At 58.5% G+C, this 16,837-nt stretch carries 17 protein-coding genes; 10 read left to right on the top strand and 7 right to left on the bottom strand.

Annotation, left to right across the window (positions count from 1 at the left end; translation table 11 throughout):
• Nucleotides 1-113: 113 nt before the first annotated feature.
• Complete coding sequence (locus tag DWW03_RS03690) at nucleotides 114-974, bottom strand: YicC/YloC family endoribonuclease (RefSeq protein ID WP_015546226.1); 861 nt, start codon at nucleotides 972-974, stop codon at nucleotides 114-116.
• A gap of 277 nt (nucleotides 975-1,251) precedes the next feature.
• Here DWW03_RS03690 and serC point away from each other — a divergent pair, with 277 nt between their 5' ends.
• From serC to DWW03_RS03655, 7 genes are all read left to right on the top strand, one after another.
• Nucleotides 1,252-2,325, top strand: a complete 1,074-nt coding sequence (gene serC / locus DWW03_RS03685; RefSeq protein WP_015546225.1) for a 3-phosphoserine/phosphohydroxythreonine transaminase — start codon at nucleotides 1,252-1,254, stop codon at nucleotides 2,323-2,325.
• An 83-nt stretch (nucleotides 2,326-2,408) separates the two neighbouring features.
• Nucleotides 2,409-3,332 carry a 3-phosphoglycerate dehydrogenase gene (locus tag DWW03_RS03680; RefSeq protein ID WP_118406341.1) on the top strand — a complete coding sequence of 308 codons (924 nt, stop codon included), beginning with the start codon at nucleotides 2,409-2,411 and terminating at the stop codon, nucleotides 3,330-3,332.
• Between the two features lie 79 nt (nucleotides 3,333-3,411).
• Nucleotides 3,412-4,659: a DUF1015 domain-containing protein gene (locus DWW03_RS03675; RefSeq protein WP_022061116.1), complete on the top strand. Its 1,248-nt coding sequence runs from the start codon at nucleotides 3,412-3,414 to the stop codon at nucleotides 4,657-4,659.
• 310 nt (nucleotides 4,660-4,969) lie between these two features.
• Entirely contained in the window at nucleotides 4,970-5,197 is a 228-nt protein-coding gene (locus DWW03_RS03670; RefSeq protein WP_015546223.1) for a 4Fe-4S binding protein, read from the top strand.
• Between the two features lie 3 nt (nucleotides 5,198-5,200).
• Nucleotides 5,201-6,295, top strand: coding sequence for a 3-methyl-2-oxobutanoate dehydrogenase subunit VorB (locus DWW03_RS03665; protein WP_022061115.1), 1,095 nt, complete (start codon nucleotides 5,201-5,203; stop codon nucleotides 6,293-6,295).
• A gap of 6 nt (nucleotides 6,296-6,301) precedes the next feature.
• Nucleotides 6,302-7,069, top strand: coding sequence for a thiamine pyrophosphate-dependent enzyme (locus tag DWW03_RS03660; protein WP_015546221.1), 768 nt, complete (start codon nucleotides 6,302-6,304; stop codon nucleotides 7,067-7,069).
• Between the two features lie 4 nt (nucleotides 7,070-7,073).
• The gene (locus tag DWW03_RS03655; protein WP_015546220.1) at nucleotides 7,074-7,616 is read left to right on the top strand and encodes a 2-oxoacid:acceptor oxidoreductase family protein; all 543 of its coding nucleotides are present in this window, start codon (nucleotides 7,074-7,076) and stop codon (nucleotides 7,614-7,616) included.
• A gap of 61 nt (nucleotides 7,617-7,677) precedes the next feature.
• Here the strand turns inward: DWW03_RS03655 and DWW03_RS03650 are convergent, their stop codons facing one another.
• On the bottom strand, nucleotides 7,678-8,259 hold the full coding sequence (locus tag DWW03_RS03650) for a hypothetical protein (protein ID WP_118406327.1): 582 nt from the start codon (nucleotides 8,257-8,259) through the stop codon (nucleotides 7,678-7,680).
• A gap of 20 nt (nucleotides 8,260-8,279) precedes the next feature.
• Complete coding sequence (locus DWW03_RS03645) at nucleotides 8,280-8,675, bottom strand: hypothetical protein (RefSeq protein ID WP_118406326.1); 396 nt, start codon at nucleotides 8,673-8,675, stop codon at nucleotides 8,280-8,282.
• A gap of 544 nt (nucleotides 8,676-9,219) precedes the next feature.
• On the opposite strand from DWW03_RS03645, the gene DWW03_RS03640 reads away from it, so the two are divergent.
• A complete protein-coding gene (locus DWW03_RS03640; RefSeq protein ID WP_015546218.1) occupies nucleotides 9,220-9,912 on the top strand; it encodes a peroxiredoxin in 693 nt (230 codons plus the stop codon).
• A gap of 105 nt (nucleotides 9,913-10,017) precedes the next feature.
• On the opposite strand, the gene fmt is transcribed toward DWW03_RS03640, so the two are convergent.
• The 4 genes from fmt to DWW03_RS03620 form a co-directional block, all read right to left on the bottom strand.
• Nucleotides 10,018-10,989, bottom strand: coding sequence for a methionyl-tRNA formyltransferase (gene fmt / locus DWW03_RS03635; protein ID WP_118406325.1), 972 nt, complete (start codon nucleotides 10,987-10,989; stop codon nucleotides 10,018-10,020).
• A gap of 3 nt (nucleotides 10,990-10,992) precedes the next feature.
• On the bottom strand, nucleotides 10,993-12,216 hold the full coding sequence (locus DWW03_RS03630) for a bifunctional 3,4-dihydroxy-2-butanone-4-phosphate synthase/GTP cyclohydrolase II (protein ID WP_022061338.1): 1,224 nt from the start codon (nucleotides 12,214-12,216) through the stop codon (nucleotides 10,993-10,995).
• A complete protein-coding gene (locus DWW03_RS03625; protein ID WP_015546216.1) occupies nucleotides 12,191-13,693 on the bottom strand; it encodes an LptF/LptG family permease in 1,503 nt (500 codons plus the stop codon). The genes DWW03_RS03630 and DWW03_RS03625 overlap by 26 nt, the downstream gene beginning before the upstream one ends.
• 85 nt (nucleotides 13,694-13,778) lie before the next feature.
• Entirely contained in the window at nucleotides 13,779-14,609 is an 831-nt protein-coding gene (locus tag DWW03_RS03620) for a metal ABC transporter permease (RefSeq protein ID WP_022061339.1), read from the bottom strand.
• 99 nt (nucleotides 14,610-14,708) lie between these two features.
• Here DWW03_RS03620 and mtaB point away from each other — a divergent pair, with 99 nt between their 5' ends.
• On the top strand, nucleotides 14,709-16,007 hold the full coding sequence (mtaB, locus tag DWW03_RS03615; protein WP_022061340.1) for a tRNA (N(6)-L-threonylcarbamoyladenosine(37)-C(2))-methylthiotransferase MtaB: 1,299 nt from the start codon (nucleotides 14,709-14,711) through the stop codon (nucleotides 16,005-16,007).
• A 35-nt stretch (nucleotides 16,008-16,042) separates the two neighbouring features.
• Complete coding sequence (locus tag DWW03_RS03610) at nucleotides 16,043-16,831, top strand: hypothetical protein (protein WP_022061341.1); 789 nt, start codon at nucleotides 16,043-16,045, stop codon at nucleotides 16,829-16,831.
• Nucleotides 16,832-16,837: the final 6 nt, after the last annotated feature.

The following is a 16,837-nucleotide window of genomic DNA, read 5'->3' as shown; positions in this document are numbered from 1 at the left end:
AAAAATGAAAAATTAGAAATGAAAAATCGTTCTCTTCTCCGGATGATTTTGCCGAATGGAATTTTTAATTTTTCAGTCTCAATTTTTAATTGGAATATCCTGTAATCTGCGGATTACAGGATATTCAATACCTGTTCCTTGATCTTCTCCAGCTCGTCCTTCATCTTGACGACGAGAATCTGGATGTTCGGCTCGTTGGCCTTCGATCCCATCGTGTTGATCTCGCGGCCCATCTCCTGCGCGATGAAGCCCAGCTTGCGGCCTGCGCCCTCCTCCGAAGAGGCCACCTCCCGGAAGTAGTTGCAGTGGTTCGTGAGGCGCACTTTCTCCTCGGTGATGTCGAGTTTCTCGAGGTAGAAGATCATCTCCTGCTCCAGCCGGTTGCGGTCCACGTCGACGGCCAGTTTCGAGAGGTTGTCCAGAATGCGGGCCTTGACCGTTTCGGTGCGGGCCTTCTCGAAGGGCACGACCTCTGTTTTATATTGCTCGATCAGCTCCACGCGGCGCAGCAGGTCGGCGATCAGGATGGCGCCCTCCTGCTCGCGGAACGCGTCGAGATGCGCAGCGGCAGCCTCCACGGCGGCGAGCAGCGCGGCGTGCTCCTCTTCGGAGATGGCTTCGGCCTCGGTCGCGACGACATCCGGAAGACGCATGATCACGGGCAGGATGGCGTCGTAGCCGGCGTCGATGCCCGAGAACGAAAGCGTGTCGTTCATCTGGCGGAGGTATTCGCGGAACACCTCGCGGTTGATGCGCGCCGACGTTTCGACAGCCTGCGACTCGACCGTGACGAAGACGTCGACCTTGCCCCGCTGGATCGTGCGGGCGATCAGGTTGCGGATCTCGTATTCCGACTGCCGGTAGACTGCCGGGAGGCGCAGCGAGAGGTCCAACTGCTTGGAGTTCAGCGAGCGGATCTCGACCGTGATTTTCTTATTCCGGAGTGCGGCCTCGCCTTTGCCGAAGCCGGTCATTGATTTTACCATGTGTACGGGAACTTGTAATTTTTCGGCAAAGATAGTGCAAGCCGAGCGCAAAAGCAAGTTTACTTGCATTTTGCCGGGGCGCAGCCTGTCCGAGCCGGGGTTTGTTCCCGGTAAAATTAACAAAAACAATCCGAAAAGAGGGGCGTTCTTCCTGCGGAGTGAAATTTATTTGGCTATCTTTGTATTTCTGAAATTTTTTTATTTATATTTGTGTTAGCAAACTAACAGTTAAGAGTCAGATCATTCAAATCACATACGAATTATTATGAAAAAGCACAACTTCAATGCGGGACCTTCCATTCTGGCGGACGAGGTCATCGAAAATGCGGCCAAGGCGATTCTCGACTTCAACGGATCGGGTCTTTCGCTGCTTTCGATCTCGCACCGGACGAAGGATTTCGACGACGTGATGGCCGAGGCCGACGTTCTTTTCCGCGAATTGCTCCACATTCCCGACAACTACAAGATCATCTATCTTGGGGGCGGTGCAAGTACCTATTTCTATGAAATTCCCGCCAACTTCCTGGGCAGGAAGGCCGGTTATGTGAATACGGGTGTCTGGGCCAAAAAGGCCATCAAGGAGGCGAAACGTTACGGCGAAGTGGAGGTGCTGGCTTCGTCCGAGGACAGGAACTTCACCTATATTCCCAAGGGGTTCGCCATTCCCGCCGACCTGGACTATGTGCATATCACCTCGAACAATACGATCTACGGCACGGAGTACCACGAGGACCTCTCGTCGCCCGTGCCCCTGATCGCCGACATGTCTTCGGACATCCTCTCGCGCCCGGTGGACGTTTCGAAATACGCCATGATCTACGGCGGCGCGCAGAAGAACCTGGCTCCCGCGGGCGTGGCGTTCGCCATCATCCGCGAGGATATGCTGGACAGGATCGTCCGCGACCTGCCGACGATGATGTCGTTCAGGACCCATGTCGAGAACAACTCGATGTTCAACACTCCTCCCGTGTTCCCGATCTACGTCCTGAAGGAGACCCTGAAGTGGCTCAAGTCGATCGGCGGCGTCGACGAAATCTACCGCCGCAACAAGGAGAAGGCCGCGCTGCTCTACGACGAGATCGACCGCAACCCGCTCTTCCGCGGTACGGTCGAGAAGGAGGACCGTTCGCTGATGAACATCTGCTTCGTGATGGCCGAGGGCTGCGAGGAGCTGGCTCCCGAGTTTATGGAGTTCGCCAAGAGCCGCGGCATGGTCGGCATCAAGGGCCACCGTCTGGTGGGCGGCTTCCGCGCGTCGTGCTACAACGCCCTGCCCAAGGAGAGCGTCGAGGCGCTGGTGGCCTGCATGCAGGAGTTCGCCGAGGCGCATAAAAAATAGCTCCGATGTGTCCGACCATCGTCCCGCTGATGCGGGAGACAAAAAAAGAACAGGATATTTATTTCACGTCATTGATCGAAACTATGAAGATACTGGTTGCAACGGAAAAACCCTTCGCCAAAAAAGCCGTGGATGGAATCCGTAAGATCGTCGAGGACGCCGGATACGAACTGGCGCTGCTCGAAAAATACACCGACAAGGGCCAGCTGCTCGAAGCCGTGGCCGACGTCGACGCGCTGATCGTCCGCAGCGACAAGGTGATCGCCGAGGTCATCGCCGCGGCGAAAAACCTGAAGATCGTGGTCCGCGCCGGCGCGGGTTACGACAACGTGGACCTTGCGGCGGCTTCGGCGCGGGGCATCGTGGTGATGAACACCCCGGGTCAGAACTCCAATGCCGTGGCCGAACTGGCGCTGGCCATGATGATCTTCATGTCGCGCAACCGCTTCACGCCGGGTACGGGTACGGAACTCCAGGGCAAAACCCTCGGCATCCACGCCTACGGCAACGTCGGCAGACTGGTGGGCCGCAAGGGCAAGGCGTTGGGCATGAATGTCGTCGCCTACGATCCGTTCATCGCCGACGGGGCGGTCTTCGAGGCCGACGGCGTGAAGAAAGTGGCTTCGGTCGAGGAGCTTTACCGGGTTTCCGACTTCCTTTCGCTGCACATTCCCGCCACGGCCCAGACCAAAGGCTCGATCGGCTACGACCTGATGATGTCGATGCCCAAGGGCGCGACGCTGGTCAACACCGCCCGCAAGGAGGTGATCGACGAGGAGGGCGTCGTGCGCGCTATGACCGAACGCGAGGACCTGAAATACATCACCGACATCGCCGCCGGCAATCAGGCCGAGCTGGACGAGAAGTTCGGCAAACGGGTTTTCGCCACGGCGAAGAAGATGGGCGCCGAGACCGCCGAGGCCAATGTCAACGCGGGACTCGCCGCCGCCAACCAGATCGTCGATTTTCTGAAGAACGGCAACACCCGTTTCCAGGTCAACAAATAGAAACCAACCGTGCGAAAAGGCGGGTGCGCATATCTCATATGACGGACCCGCTTTTTCGCCTTAAAACAACCGATGCATTATGGTTAGAATAAAACCTTTCCGCGCAGTCCGTCCCCCGAAGGAGCATGCCTCCGAGGTGGCTTCGCGCCCCTACGACGTACTCAACTCCGCCGAGGCGAAGGCCGAAGCCACGGAGCGTTCGCTGCTGCACATCATCAAGCCCGAGATCGACTTCGACCCCATCGCCGACGAGCATTCGCAGCCCGTCTACGACAAGGCGGTCGAGAATTTCCGCCGCTGGCAGTCCGAAGGCTGGCTGCGGCAGGACCCCGAGGAGTACTACTATATATATGCGCAGACGATGGAGGGCCGCACGCAGTACGGTCTGGCGATGTGCTGCCATTTCGAGGACTATCTCTCGGGGGCGATCAAGAAGCACGAGCTGACGCGTCCCGACAAGGAGGAGGACCGCATGATCCACGTCCGCAACCAGAAGGCCAACATCGAGCCGGTGTTCTTCGCCTATCCCGACGATGCCGAGATCGACGCCATCGTCGCCGACGTGGTGAAAAACAACGCCCCGGAGTACGACTTCACGGCTGCCGACGGCTTCGGGCACCAGTTGTGGGTGATCCGCGACCGGAAGACCAACGACCGCATCACGGAGATTTTCGCGGGCATCCCGGCGCTCTACGTCGCCGACGGACACCACCGCACGGCCGCCGCGGCGCGCGTGGGACAGGAGTGCCGCGCGAAGAATCCGAACCACACGGGCTGCGAGGAGTACTGCTATTTCCTGGCCGTGACCTTCCCGGCGGGCCAGCTCCGCATCATCGACTACAACCGCGTGGTGAAGGACCTGAACGGCCTGACGCCTGCCGAACTTCTCGAAAAACTCAACGAGTCGTTTGTCGTTGAGGACAAGGGGACGGAGGAGTACCGCCCCGCGGCGCTGCACAATTTTTCGATGTACCTCGACGGCCGCTGGTACAGCCTGACGGCCCGGCCGGGCACCTATGACGACAACGACCCGATCGGCGTGCTGGACGTCACGGTGCTGTCGAATCTGGTGCTGGACCGGATTCTGGACATCAAGGATCTGCGCACCTCGAAGCGGATCGACTTCGTGGGCGGCATCCGCGGTCTGGGCGAGTTGAAACGCCGTGTGGACAGCGGGGAGATGAAGGCGGCGTTCGCCCTCTACCCCGTCTCGATGCAGCAGCTGATCAACATTGCCGACACGGGCAACATCATGCCGCCGAAGACCACGTGGTTCGAACCCAAACTGCGGTCGGGAGTGGTGATCCACTCGTTCGACGAAAAATAATCGACGAGGGCCGCCTGCGGGCGGCTCTTTTTTTGCGGGAAACTTGCGGAATCCCGAACCGCCTTTGGGCCGGATTGCCGACAGCTCCCCGTCCGGTGCCGTACGCCCGGGACGCGGGGCGGAAATAAATACGGTCCCGATCCGAAAGCCGGATGACGGCCGAACGGTTTTGTATGCAGGGAGTTCGCACGGGAACATGCGGATTTTCTGCTTTTTGTTTGTCGTTTATGCCGAAAGAAATGTTGCAATCCGAATCGTTTTTATCCGATTATTTATTATATTTGTAAGCAACTTAACAATATTAGGCGTTATGGCAAAAATCAAAGGAACAATCGTTGTCGACAAGGAGCGCTGCAAGGGGTGCGGGGTCTGTGCTTCGGCCTGTCCGTGCGACGTGCTCGCGCTGTCGGCGGAGGTCAACAGCAAAGGTTATCCCGTTGCGTGGATGGTCAATCCCGATTCCTGCACGGGCTGTGCCTCCTGTGCGGTGATTTGTCCGGATAGCTGCATTACGGTTTATCGTCAAAAATTCGAGTAAGCTATGGCAGAGAATGAAGTGAAACTGATGAAAGGCAACGAAGTGATCGCCCATGCGGCCATTCGCTACGGTTGCGACGGATATTTCGGATACCCCATCACTCCGCAGTCGGAGGTGATGGAAACCCTCATGGAACTCAAACCGTGGGAGACCACGGGCATGGTCGTTTTGCAGGCCGAGTCGGAGATCTCTTCGATCAACATGGTCTACGGCGGCGCATCGACCGGAAAACGGGTGATGACCTCCTCGTCCAGCCCCGGCATCAGCCTGATGTCCGAGGGGTTGAGCTACCTGGCGGGCGCCGAGCTGCCCTGCCTGATCGTCAATTGCCAGCGCGGCGGCCCGGGCCTGGGTACGATCCAGCCTTCGCAGGGCGACTATTTCCAGGCCTGCAAAGGCGGCGGCCACGGCGATTTCCACATGATCGTGCTGGCTCCCAACTCGGTGCAGGAGATGCACGACCATGTGTTCGAGGCGTTCGACCTCGCGTTCAAATACCGCAATCCGGCGCTGATCCTCGCCGACGGCGCCATCGGTCAGATGATGGAGAAGGTGGTGCTCGCACCCCAGCGTCCGCGCAAGACCGATGAGGAGCTGAAGGCCGAGTGCGGCACGTGGGCCGCGCAGGGCAAACCCGCCGGCCGCGCGCGCAACATCGTGACCTCGCTCGAATTGCAGTCGGAGAAGATGGAAGTCATCAACAAACGGTTGCAGGAGAAATACAAGGCGCTGGAAGAGAACGAGGTGCGTTACGAAGCCATTGAGTGCGACGACGCCGACTACGTGATCGTGGCCTTCGGTTCGTCGGCCCGCATCTGCTCGGCGACGGTCGAAATGGCTCGCGCCGAGGGGCTGAAAGTCGGCCTGCTGCGTCCGATCACCCTCTACCCTTTCCCCAAGAAGCAGCTTGCCGAGATGGCCGCGCGGGGCGTCAAGGGATTCCTCTCGGCGGAACTCAACGCCGGGCAGATGGTCGAGGACGTGCGGCTGGCCGTCAACGGCAAGGCCCCGGTCGAGCATTACGGGCGTCAGGGCGGCATGATGTTCAACCCGGACGAAGTGCTCGACGCGCTCAAGGAAAAACTGATTAAAAAGTAGAAGACGATGGCAGAGGTTGAAAAGAAAACGGAGAATCTGGTTTACGCAAAACCGAAACTCATCACCGATAACGTCATGCACTACTGCCCGGGTTGCAGCCACGGCACGGTGCACAAGCTCATCGCCGAGGTCATCGAGGAGATGGGACTCGCGGAGAAGACCGTGGGCATTTCGCCCGTGGGTTGCTCGGTGTTCGCCTACAACTATATCGACATCGACTGGATCGAGGCGGCGCACGGGCGCGCGCTGGCCGTTGCGACGGCCGTGAAGCGGCTCTACCCGCAGAATATGGTCTTCACCTATCAGGGCGACGGCGACCTGTCGGCCATCGGTACGGCGGAGTCGATCCATGCGGCGGCGCGCGGCGAGAACGTCGTGGCCGTCTACATCAACAATGCGATCTACGGCATGACCGGCGGCCAGATGGCCCCGACCACCCTCTTGGGCATGAAGACCGCGACGACCCCCTACGGCCGCGATCCGCGGCTGAACGGCTATCCCTACAAGATCGCCGAGATGATGGCCCATCTGGACGGCGCGACCTACATCACGCGGCAGAGCGTGCATACGGCGGCCAACGTGCGCAAGTGCAAAAAGGCGATCCGCAAGGCGTTCGAGAATTCGATGGCCGGCAACGGTTTTTCGCTCGTGGAGGTCGTCTCGACCTGCAACAGCGGGTGGAAACTCTCGCCCGTGGCTTCGAACCAGTGGCTTGCCGAGAACATGCTGCCCTTCTATCCGCTGGGCGACATTAAGGACGTAAAAAAAGAGTAACGCTATGAAAGAGACATTGATAATTGCAGGATTCGGAGGACAGGGCGTCCTCTCGATGGGTAAGATTCTGGCTTACTCGGGGGTGATGCAGGATTTCGAGGTGACGTGGATGCCCTCCTACGGTCCCGAGATGCGCGGCGGCACGGCCAACGTGACGGTAATTCTCTCCGACCGGAAGATTTCGTCGCCTATCGCCCATGAATTCGACACGGCGATCATCCTGAACCAGCAGTCGATGGAGAAATTCGAGCCGATGGTCAAGCCGGGCGGCGTGCTGATCTACGACACGAACGGCATCACGCGGCACCCCGTGCGCAAGGACATCGAAGTCTATGCGATCGACGCCACGGCCGAGTGTGCGAAGATGGGTCAGGCCAAACTGTTCAACACGATGATACTGGGCGGTTACCTCAAGGTGCGCCCCGTGGTCGCGATGGAGAACGTGATGGTGGGTCTGAAAAAGTCGCTTCCCGAGCGCGCGTGGAAAATGCTTCCGGCCAACGAGGAGGCCATCCGCCACGGCGGCGAGATAATCCGCAAGCGGTGATTCAGTGACATATTTTATGAAGAAGGAGGCGCCCCCGCAACGGGGGCGCCTCTCTTTGATATTACAAATCATCCATTGCTTGTGTTTTAACTTTATTGGTGTTGATTTTATCCCAATACTGTAATTTTGCAAAGCAACGTCTATCTTGATGTTCCAATGATAGTTGAATATCCCCATTGGGTGTTTCAAAAGTTGTGTAATATGTACATTTGTCCATTCGCAAAAAGGTCAATCTCAAACCGTCGTCATTTGGTTGACTATAACTTTGAAATTTTTCCACACAATCAGCTGGCTCCCCGTATTTCTGAATGAGCATTTCCTTGAGCGTTTGGTAATTATTTTCAAGTTTGGACCAGTTGTCGCATTCCGGAAATATAACACCGATTGTATTTACTACATTGGTCGTTTTAAGTGTCGATACGCCGATTATGCACCCTTTAAATCCGGCAAAATCTCCTTGAAGGACGGCGGTTCCGTCTTTTATTCCCAAATCGGAAAAACCGGCAGCCTTCATTTTGGATACATATGCAGCAAGTGTCCCATCAATGGGAACTCCTTTGAATTTTAAGTGCTGTGCATCTGTTTGGGCGAATGATGATAGCGAAATGCATAGTGAAATCAATATAAAACAGATGTTTTTCATGTAGATTGTATTCGTTGTTTTTAATCTTGTTTTATGGATTTTTCTTCTTTCGGCTGAAAGTCAATCTGATAGAATTTGAATTCCGGTTTGGTCATGGCTCCGGTCGCAGCGTCTATTCCCCATCCGAGTATGTTCAGCAGATTGATGACCGATACGGCGTTGAAACTTTTGTTGATGATAACCGTTTCCGTTGTATAAGCAGGCGATTCGGCTTTGACGACCGTTTCGTCGAAACCGCGTCTGATTTTGGTCGTGTAGGGGAAAGTGACATTGGTGTATTTGCGGCCGTCGATCGTAAGGGTCGCTTTTTCTGCGATGTCGCTGTCGAAGGTCACTTTTGCTTTCGATCCGCAAAAAACGGTGGCGCAGGAGGTCATCAAAAGAGATGAGCACAGGAATATTCCGAAATATTTCATTGTATGGTGAATATGTGCCGTGTCCCTGCGGCTGGGTTGGGTTAGGTACATAAAAAACGTGGGACATAACTTTTATCATCGCATATCGAGGTTCTGGAATACCTTGTGGCAATAATAGAAAGTGAAGCCCACGCCATAGACGTGAGCATCAACTTCACTTCTTTTGCCACAATTTGAAATTTTCCAGATTTCGATATGCAAAGACGCAAAGCTAACGCTTTTTATATGTATGCGCCGGGAATGCCGCGGCGCGGTTGGATCGGGATGGTGTTCGGTTTGTTATCTGACCATAGGCTACGGGTTTAGGGGTTCTTCACGCAAATATACAAATCTTTCCGGAGGAATGAAATCGGATGCCTTTTTATTTTATTCAGAAGTCCGGAAATGCCGTCCGCCTATCCGAAAAAGCCGTTTGTGTATACGCTTCCGTGTGCGGCGGGAAATCGGCGGATAACGTACCGGCAAATTCCGTATCTTGGAAAATGAATTCCGGCAGGGCATCGACTTTGCATGTCCGGGTATAAACTTTTAAAAACTCCGATTTATGGAAAAGAACGAACAGCAGATGCCGCGGCTCGGCGAGCCGGTTCCGGCATTCGAGGCCATGACCACCAAGGGGAAGATCAGCTTCCCGGACGATTACAAGGGCAAATGGGTGATTCTTTTCAGCCACCCTGCCGATTTCACCCCGATCTGCACCACCGAAATACTCACTTTCGGGGCGCGTACCGAGGAGTTCCGGGCGTTGAACTGCGAACTGGTCGGCCTGTCGGTCGACAGCCGCAACAGCCATATCGCATGGCTCAAGACCATCCGCGAGAAGATCGAGTACAAGGGCATGAAGGATGTGAAGGTCGGGTTCCCGATCATCGACGACGTTGCGATGAAAGTGGCGTCGCTCTACGGCATGATCCAGCCCGGCGAGAGCCAGACCGCCGCCGTGCGCGCCGTGTTCTTCGTCGACCCGAAGGGCGTGCTGCGGGCGATGATCTACTATCCGCTGGCTCTGGGCCGCAATTTCGACGAGATCAGGCGGGTTTTGGTGGGCTTGCAGACCATCGACGCCTTCGGCATCGCGCTGCCCGCCGACTGGCGTCCGGGCGACGAGGTGATCGTGCCGATGAAGGGCGACGATCAGGAGAAGGTTCCCGAAGGGGCGAAGTGCTACGACTGGTTTTTCTGCACCAAACCGCTGCCGAAAGAGGAGATCGGACGGAAACTCGGCGAGAAGGTCTGACGCCCCTGCATTGCACGACAGAAGAGGCTTCCCGCGGGAAGCCTCTTCTGTCGTGTGCATTCGTATCTCTGCAATCCGGGGACGGTCGGCAAAGGCCGCTCCGCTCTATTCCCGGAAGCGGCATTGCTGTACGTCGCGCCACCCGAGGAGCAGTTCGCGCACCGCGAGCCGTTTTTTGCCCGCTATTTGCAGTTCTCCGAGCGCGATCCATCCGTCGGCGCACGCCACGCGGATAAAGGTTCTTCCGTCGCTCTGGAGCGTGCCGCACGCCTCGCCGTGGACCGCGGCCTCGAACGACGCCGAGAAAATCTTGGCGCTCGACGCTGCGCCGTCGCCCTCGCGGTACATCTCGGTCCATGCCGCCGGATAGGGTGACAGTCCGCGGACGAAATTCACGATCTCGCGGCCCGGTTTCTCCCAGTCGATCCGGCAGTCCTCCTTGAAAATCTTCGGCGCCGGGCGCAGCGTCGCCTCGTCGATATGCTGCTGCTCCACGGGCCAGATCTCCCCCGCCGCAATGCGGTCGACGGTTTCGGTTACGAGCGAGGTTCCCGTTGTCATCAGACGTTCGTAGAGCGTCCCGACGTTGTCTTCCGGAAGGATCGGAACCCGGATCTGCCCGATGATGCCGCCCTTGTCGATCTCGTGGTTCAGCAGAAACGTGGTGACGCCCGTCTCGGTCTCGCCGTTGATGATCGCCCAGTTGATCGGCGCGGCCCCGCGGTATTGGGGCAGCAGCGAGGCGTGGAGGTTGAAGGTCCCCAGCCGCGGCATGGCCCAGACGACCTCGGGGAGCATACGGAAGGCGATCACGATGCCCAGGTCGGGCCGCAGCGCCTCGAGGGCCTCGACGAACTCCGGGGCTTTCAGCTTTTCGGGCTGCAATACCGGCAGACCCAGTTCCAGAGCCGCGATCTTAACCTCGCTCCGGTGTATTTTCTGTCCGCGTCCGGCGGGTTTGTCGGGCGAAGTCACCACGCCCACGACGTTGTAGCCGCCCCCGACGAGCGCCCGCAGCGACGGCACGGCGAATTCGGGCGTGCCCATGAATACGATGCGAAGGTCTTTGGCGTCCATGCGTTATCTCTTTTCCAGTCCCAGCGTGTGGTGCATGCGCTCCTGCTTGGTCTCCAGATAGTGTGCGTTGTAGGGGTTCGGGGCGATGACGATGGGCACGATCTCGTCGATGCAAAGCCCGTAGCCCTCCAGCCCGGCCCGTTTGAGCGGGTTGTTGGTCATCAGGCGCATGTGGCGGATGCCCAGCTCGCGGATGATGCTGGCGCCCACGCCGTAGTCGCGTTCGTCGGCTTTGAAGCCCAGTTTGAGGTTGGCGTCCACCGTGTCGAGACCCTCGTCCTGCAATTTGTAAGCGTGGATTTTGTTGCACAGCCCGATGCCGCGCCCCTCCTGATTGAGGTAGACGACGGCGCCCCGGCCTTCGCGGTCGATCATCTCCATCGCCTTGTGGAGCTGCTCGCCGCAGTCGCAGCGGTACGAGCCGAAAATGTCGCCTGTGGCGCACGACGAATGCACGCGCACCAGCACCGGTTCGTCTTCGGTCCACTCCCCTTTCGTCAGGGCCACATGCTCCACGCCGTTGGATTTCTGGCGGAACGGTGTGATCTGGAATTCGCCCCACTCCGTGGGCAGGGGCACCGTCACGCCCTTTTCGATGATCGACTCCTCGCGGAGGCGGTAGGCGATCAGCGAGGCGATCGAGATGATTTTTAGGTCGAATTTTTTTGCGGTCTCCAGCAGTTGCGGCAGGCGGGCCATCGTGCCGTCCTCGTTCATAATCTCGATCAGCGCGCCGGCGGGCTGCAATCCGGCCAGGCGGGCCAGGTCGATGGCCGCCTCGGTGTGTCCCGGACGGCGCAGCACGCCCTTGTCGCGCGCGCGCAGGGGATTGATATGTCCCGGGCGGCCCAGGTCGGTGGGTTTCGTTTCGGGGTCGGCCAGCGCGCGGATCGTCGCGGCGCGGTCGTGGATCGAGACGCCCGTAGTGCAGTCGTTGCCCAGCAGGTCGACCGTCACGGTGAAGGGCGTGCCCAGCAGCGAGGTGTTGTTCTCCTCCATCATGTTGAGCCCCAGTTCGTCGCAGCGTTTCTCCGACAGCGGGGCGCACAGCACGCCGCGGCCCTCCTTGAGCATGAAGTTCACGATTTCGGGCGTGATCTTCTCCGCCGCGACGATGAAGTCGCCTTCGTTCTCGCGGTCCTCGTCGTCCACGACGATAACGGGTTTGCCGATGCGGAAGTCCTCGATGACCTCCTCCACGCTATTGAGCACAGTCTCTTTTGCCATTTCGTTTGAGTTTTATTGCTTTCGTCAGTTTCTTGAATTGCGGAACCAGTTTCTCTTTCAGCGCCTTGAACTTCCCGGCGTACCAGTCCGTGTCGAGCAGCGCCGAGTCGTTGGTGGCCTTGTAGGTGAGGTATATGGCTATCGGCGTGAGGATGAAGGTCGAGAGCCACATGCCGTAGACGGCCTCCCAGTTACCCTCCTTGGCCAGTTTTTCGCCCGAGAGGCTGATCATGTAGTAGATCACGAAGAAGATCACCGACACCACCACCGGAAGCCCCAGGCCGCCCTTGCGGATGATGGCGCCCAGCGGCGCGCCGATCAGGAAGAAGATCAGGATCGACACCGGAAGCGACATTTTCTTGTGCCACTCGACCTTCGATCGGTAGAGCTGGTTGAGGGCCTCCTTGGCCGTCGATTCGTCGAATGCGAACATGTTGCGCGAGTTCTTGGCCAGCGTCCGCGCCTGGTTCCAGACACGTTCGCGTTCGCGTGTGGGCAGCATGATGACCGAATCCGTCGCCAGCAGGTCGCGGAAGTCCCGTTTGTCCACCTGCAGGCTGTCGGGCAGCGGCAGCACGGTGTTGTCTCGGGCGAAAATCTGCTCTTTCAGCAGCGGTTCGTAGGAACTCGTCGTGGCGGCGTTGACCTTGATCTCCAGCGAGTCGATGTCGTGCTGCAATTCGCTGATGTTCTTGGTCTGGCTGCTCGTGAACAGGTCGGCGTCGGTGCGTCCCATGGCGAATCCCGACATGGGGATCACCTGTTTTTGCAGGTCGAAGGTGTGGTGGCGCAGGGCGCTTTTCGTGAACCACTGGCTGTTGCGGGTCTGTTCGTAGGTCTCGCCGTGGAAGAGCGTCACCAGCAGGTATTTCTTGTCGTCCGACAGGCGGATATAGCCCGAGTCGGCCACGATGGTGTTCATGTTGCCGTTGGCGGCGCGGTTGTCGTAGATCAGCACGTCGTGCAGCAGGTGCGTGTCGGGTTCCTGGTGGCTCACGCGGATCGACATGTTGTCGATGCCGTTGAAGAAGAGCCCGTCCTGGAATTCGAGGGCCTGTTTCTGCTGCCGGATGTCGTAGAGCGTGCTGAATAGCTTCTTGTTGGCGTTCGGCACGAGGTTGTTGCCGATGAAGAAACTGCCGACGGAGACCAGGCTCACCAGAATGATCAGCGGCTTGGTGATCTGCACGAGCGACATGCCCGCCGATTTCATGGCCAGCAGTTCGTAGTTCTCACCCAGGTTGCCCATGGTCATAATCGCCGCCAGCAGCATCGAGAGCGGCAGCCCCATCGGGATCATGTTGGCCATGAAATAGGTCATCAGCTCGATGATGATGCCGGCGCTCAATCCCTTGCCCACCAGCTCGTCGATGTAGCGCCACACGATGTTCATCATCAGCACGAACATGACGATGAAGAACGTGAGGACCATCGGGCCGAGGTAGGACTTCAGAACGAGTCTGTGAATGGTTTTCATGCGGCGGATCGCAGTTTTTTGTTACGCAAAGATAGTGCAAGGCGAGAGGAGTGCCAAATTTATTTGAGCACTTCCGGGTCGCAGCCTATCCAAACGGCAGCCTTTTTTGTCGTAAAGATAACAGTTTTACCATTATAAGCGTAAGAGTGAGGGTAAATATTATGGCGGCGCCGGGCGGAACCTCGAAATTGTAGCTGACGACAAGCCCTGCGACATTGCCCGCCACAGCCACGAGGGGTGCGGCGAGGGCGATGGTGCGGTACGACCGCGAGAGCGAGTTGACGATCACCACGGGCATCGTCACGAGCGAGATCAGCAGCACGATGCCCATGATGCGGATCGAGAGCACGATGGTCACCGCCACCAGCGCGGCCATCAGATAGGAGATCACGCGCGTGGGGATGCCCCGGCTGCGGGCGAAGTCGCGGTCGAAAGCCGTGTACATCACCGGGCGGAGCCACAGCAGCGCCCCGGCGATGATCACCGCCGTCAGCGCGGCGAGGGCCGCGACGTCGCTGTCGGTCACGGTCACGATGCTGCCGAAGAGGTAGGCCGACAGATCGCCCGAGGTGTAGCCCGGGCGGAGGCTCATAAAGAGCGCGCCGACGGCCATGCCGACGGACCAGATGATGCCGATGGCCGAATCCTCGCGGATGCGTCCCCGGCTGCCGGCCCATTCGATGCCCAGCGCCGAGAGCACGGCGAAGATCATCGCCCCGGCGATCGGGTTGGCGCCCATCCAGAAGGCGATGCCCAGTCCGCCGAACGAGGCATGGGTGATGCCGCCCGCGAGGAACACCATGCGGCGGCAGACGACGTAGGTTCCGATCACTCCGCACGTTATGCCCGACAGCACGCACGCCGCGAGCGCGTTCGAAAGGTAGCCGTATTGGATCAGATCGCTGAAAAATCCCATGTATTCCTTATAATTGCGCGCAAATTTACGCTTTTTTATCGGAAAAGCCTCCTCCTTTCGCGCAGTTTTCGTAATTTCGTGCCGGAAAAACACGAATCCATGCAACCTCGCAGAGTCAATTTTCATACCTTGGGCTGCAAGCTCAATTTTTCGGAGTCCTCGACCCTCGCCCGCGAGTTCGAGCGCGGCGGTTTCGTGCGCGTCGCGCCCACGGCCGAGGCCGATATTTGCGTCATCAACAGCTGTTCCGTCACGGAGCACGCCGACAAGAAATGCCGCAACCTGATCCGCAAACTCCACCGCCGCAACCCTGAGGCGATCATCGCCGTGACGGGATGCTACGCGCAGCTCAAGCCGCAGGAGATTGCTGCGATAGAGGGTGTAGACATCGTGTTGAGCAACAACGATAAGGGGGCGTTATTTAAACGAGTGGTTGAACTGTCGGGCAAGGGCCGGGCGCAGGTGTACAGCTGCGAAACCGATTCGCTCACGTCGTTCTTCGCGGCCTTTTCGAGCGGCGACCGCACGCGCGCCTTCCTCAAGGTGCAGGACGGGTGCGACTACTGCTGTTCCTACTGCACGATCCACTACGCCCGCGGTTCGAGCCGCAACATGCCCGTCGCCGACCTCGTGGCCGAGGCGAGGCAGATCGCTGCCGGGGGGCAGAAGGAGATCGTCCTGACGGGCGTCAACACGGGGGATTTCGGCCGCACGACGGGGGAGCGGTTCATCGACCTGCTGCGGGCGCTCAACGAGGTCGAAGGGATCGAACGCTACCGCATTTCGTCGATCGAGCCGAACCTGCTGACCGACGAAATCATCGCATTTTGCGCCGCGTCGCCTAAATTCATGCACCATTTCCACATTCCGCTCCAGAGCGGTTCGGACCGGATTCTGGGCCTGATGCGCCGCCGCTACACCACGGCGCGCTTCGCCGAGCGGATCGCGGCCGTGAGACGGCTGATGCCCGACGCCTTCATCGGCATCGACGTGATCGTCGGGTTCCCGGGCGAGACGGAGGCCGATTTCCGCACGACGTACGATTTTCTGGCGGGACTCGAACCCGCTTTCCTGCATATCTTTCCCTTCTCGGAGCGTCCCGGGACGCCGGCCGTCGACCTGCCCGGCAAGGTGCCTCCGTCGGTCGCCACGCAGCGCGTCGCCGAACTGGAGGGCCTCTGCGAACGCCTGCACGGCGTGTTCTGCGCCCGGGCCGAAGGCACGGAGGATACGGTGCTCTTCGAAAGCACGCGCCGCGACGGCATGATGTTCGGCTTCACGGGCAGCTACCGCCGGGTGAAAGTCCCCTACGACCGTTCGAAGGTCAATGCCGTCTGCCGCGTGAAACTCGGCGCGATGGACGAAACTCACGATTTGTTGGGGGAAATTCTGGATTAATCACTATATTTGCAGGAATGGAAATTTAAAACGCTATGACGGGTTTGCGCAAACGGGTGACGGTCGGTTTTTTGAGCATCGTCTGCCTGCTGTTTTTTTCGGGTATGGTCTCGTTTCTCGAATTGAGCCACCTGAGCCGGGATACGGGCGAGATTCTCAAGGCCAACAAACGGAATATCGAGCTGGCCAAGGAGATGCTCGATGCTGCGCACGAGCAGAACATCGCGTTGATCCGCCTTTCGGTTTTCGGCGACAGGTCGTGCGACAGCCTTTGCCGCAAGAGCATGGAGCGGCTCGAAAACACGCTGCTCGTGGCCCAGAGCGAGGCGCTTGAGAAGTCGTTCCTCGACTCGCTGGCCTTCGCTACGACCGAGCTGCGCCTCGTGACGGACAACTACCTCGCCTTCGGGGGCGCCGCCCGTGCCGACTCGCCGGCGGCCCTGCGGCCCGATTCGCTGGGCGGCAGGTGGTACAGCGAAGAGTACCAGGCCCTTTACGGCCGTCTTACGGCCGCCATCAAGAGTTATATGACCTCGACGCAGAGTTCGCTGGTTCCGCGCGCCGAGCAGATGAAGAAAAACGCCTACCGCGCCGTGACGCCCGTGCTGATCTCGCTGGTCGTGATGATCGCCATCGTGCTGATGCTCTTTTACTTCATGTCGATCTACTGCGTGACGCCCATCGAGCGGATGAATAAGGGGCTGGGCGACTGGCTCTCGTTCCGAGTGCCCTTCGCCGTGAAGGGCGACCTCAAGGACGAGGTGCTCGAACTCAAGGAGAAAATCGAGTCGCTGATCAACATTTCCAAACAGACCAAATCCTGATGCGGC

Origin of the sequence: Alistipes sp. AF14-19, from assembly GCF_003461645.1 — a bacterium.
Taxonomy (GTDB): domain Bacteria; phylum Bacteroidota; class Bacteroidia; order Bacteroidales; family Rikenellaceae; genus Alistipes; species Alistipes shahii.
The sequence above is the reverse complement of the archived record's forward strand: the minus strand, read 5'-3'. Positions and strand labels throughout refer to the sequence as shown.

Excerpts from the sequence above, each read along its gene's own strand:
- DWW03_RS03690 (WP_015546226.1), bottom strand. The coding sequence starts at position 974 with ATGACCGGCTTCGGCAAAGGCGAGGCCGCACTCCGGAATAAGAAAATC.
- serC (WP_015546225.1), top strand. The coding sequence starts at position 1,252 with ATGAAAAAGCACAACTTCAATGCGGGACCTTCCATTCTGGCGGACGAG.
- DWW03_RS03680 (WP_118406341.1), top strand. The coding sequence starts at position 2,409 with ATGAAGATACTGGTTGCAACGGAAAAACCCTTCGCCAAAAAAGCCGTG.
- DWW03_RS03675 (WP_022061116.1), top strand. The coding sequence starts at position 3,412 with ATGGTTAGAATAAAACCTTTCCGCGCAGTCCGTCCCCCGAAGGAGCAT.
- DWW03_RS03670 (WP_015546223.1), top strand. The coding sequence starts at position 4,970 with ATGGCAAAAATCAAAGGAACAATCGTTGTCGACAAGGAGCGCTGCAAG.
- DWW03_RS03665 (WP_022061115.1), top strand. The coding sequence starts at position 5,201 with ATGGCAGAGAATGAAGTGAAACTGATGAAAGGCAACGAAGTGATCGCC.
- DWW03_RS03660 (WP_015546221.1), top strand. The coding sequence starts at position 6,302 with ATGGCAGAGGTTGAAAAGAAAACGGAGAATCTGGTTTACGCAAAACCG.
- DWW03_RS03655 (WP_015546220.1), top strand. The coding sequence starts at position 7,074 with ATGAAAGAGACATTGATAATTGCAGGATTCGGAGGACAGGGCGTCCTC.
- DWW03_RS03650 (WP_118406327.1), bottom strand. The coding sequence starts at position 8,259 with ATGAAAAACATCTGTTTTATATTGATTTCACTATGCATTTCGCTATCA.
- DWW03_RS03645 (WP_118406326.1), bottom strand. The coding sequence starts at position 8,675 with ATGAAATATTTCGGAATATTCCTGTGCTCATCTCTTTTGATGACCTCC.
- DWW03_RS03640 (WP_015546218.1), top strand. The coding sequence starts at position 9,220 with ATGGAAAAGAACGAACAGCAGATGCCGCGGCTCGGCGAGCCGGTTCCG.
- fmt (WP_118406325.1), bottom strand. The coding sequence starts at position 10,989 with ATGGACGCCAAAGACCTTCGCATCGTATTCATGGGCACGCCCGAATTC.
- DWW03_RS03630 (WP_022061338.1), bottom strand. The coding sequence starts at position 12,216 with ATGGCAAAAGAGACTGTGCTCAATAGCGTGGAGGAGGTCATCGAGGAC.
- DWW03_RS03625 (WP_015546216.1), bottom strand. The coding sequence starts at position 13,693 with ATGAAAACCATTCACAGACTCGTTCTGAAGTCCTACCTCGGCCCGATG.
- DWW03_RS03620 (WP_022061339.1), bottom strand. The coding sequence starts at position 14,609 with ATGGGATTTTTCAGCGATCTGATCCAATACGGCTACCTTTCGAACGCG.
- mtaB (WP_022061340.1), top strand. The coding sequence starts at position 14,709 with ATGCAACCTCGCAGAGTCAATTTTCATACCTTGGGCTGCAAGCTCAAT.
- DWW03_RS03610 (WP_022061341.1), top strand. The coding sequence starts at position 16,043 with ATGACGGGTTTGCGCAAACGGGTGACGGTCGGTTTTTTGAGCATCGTC.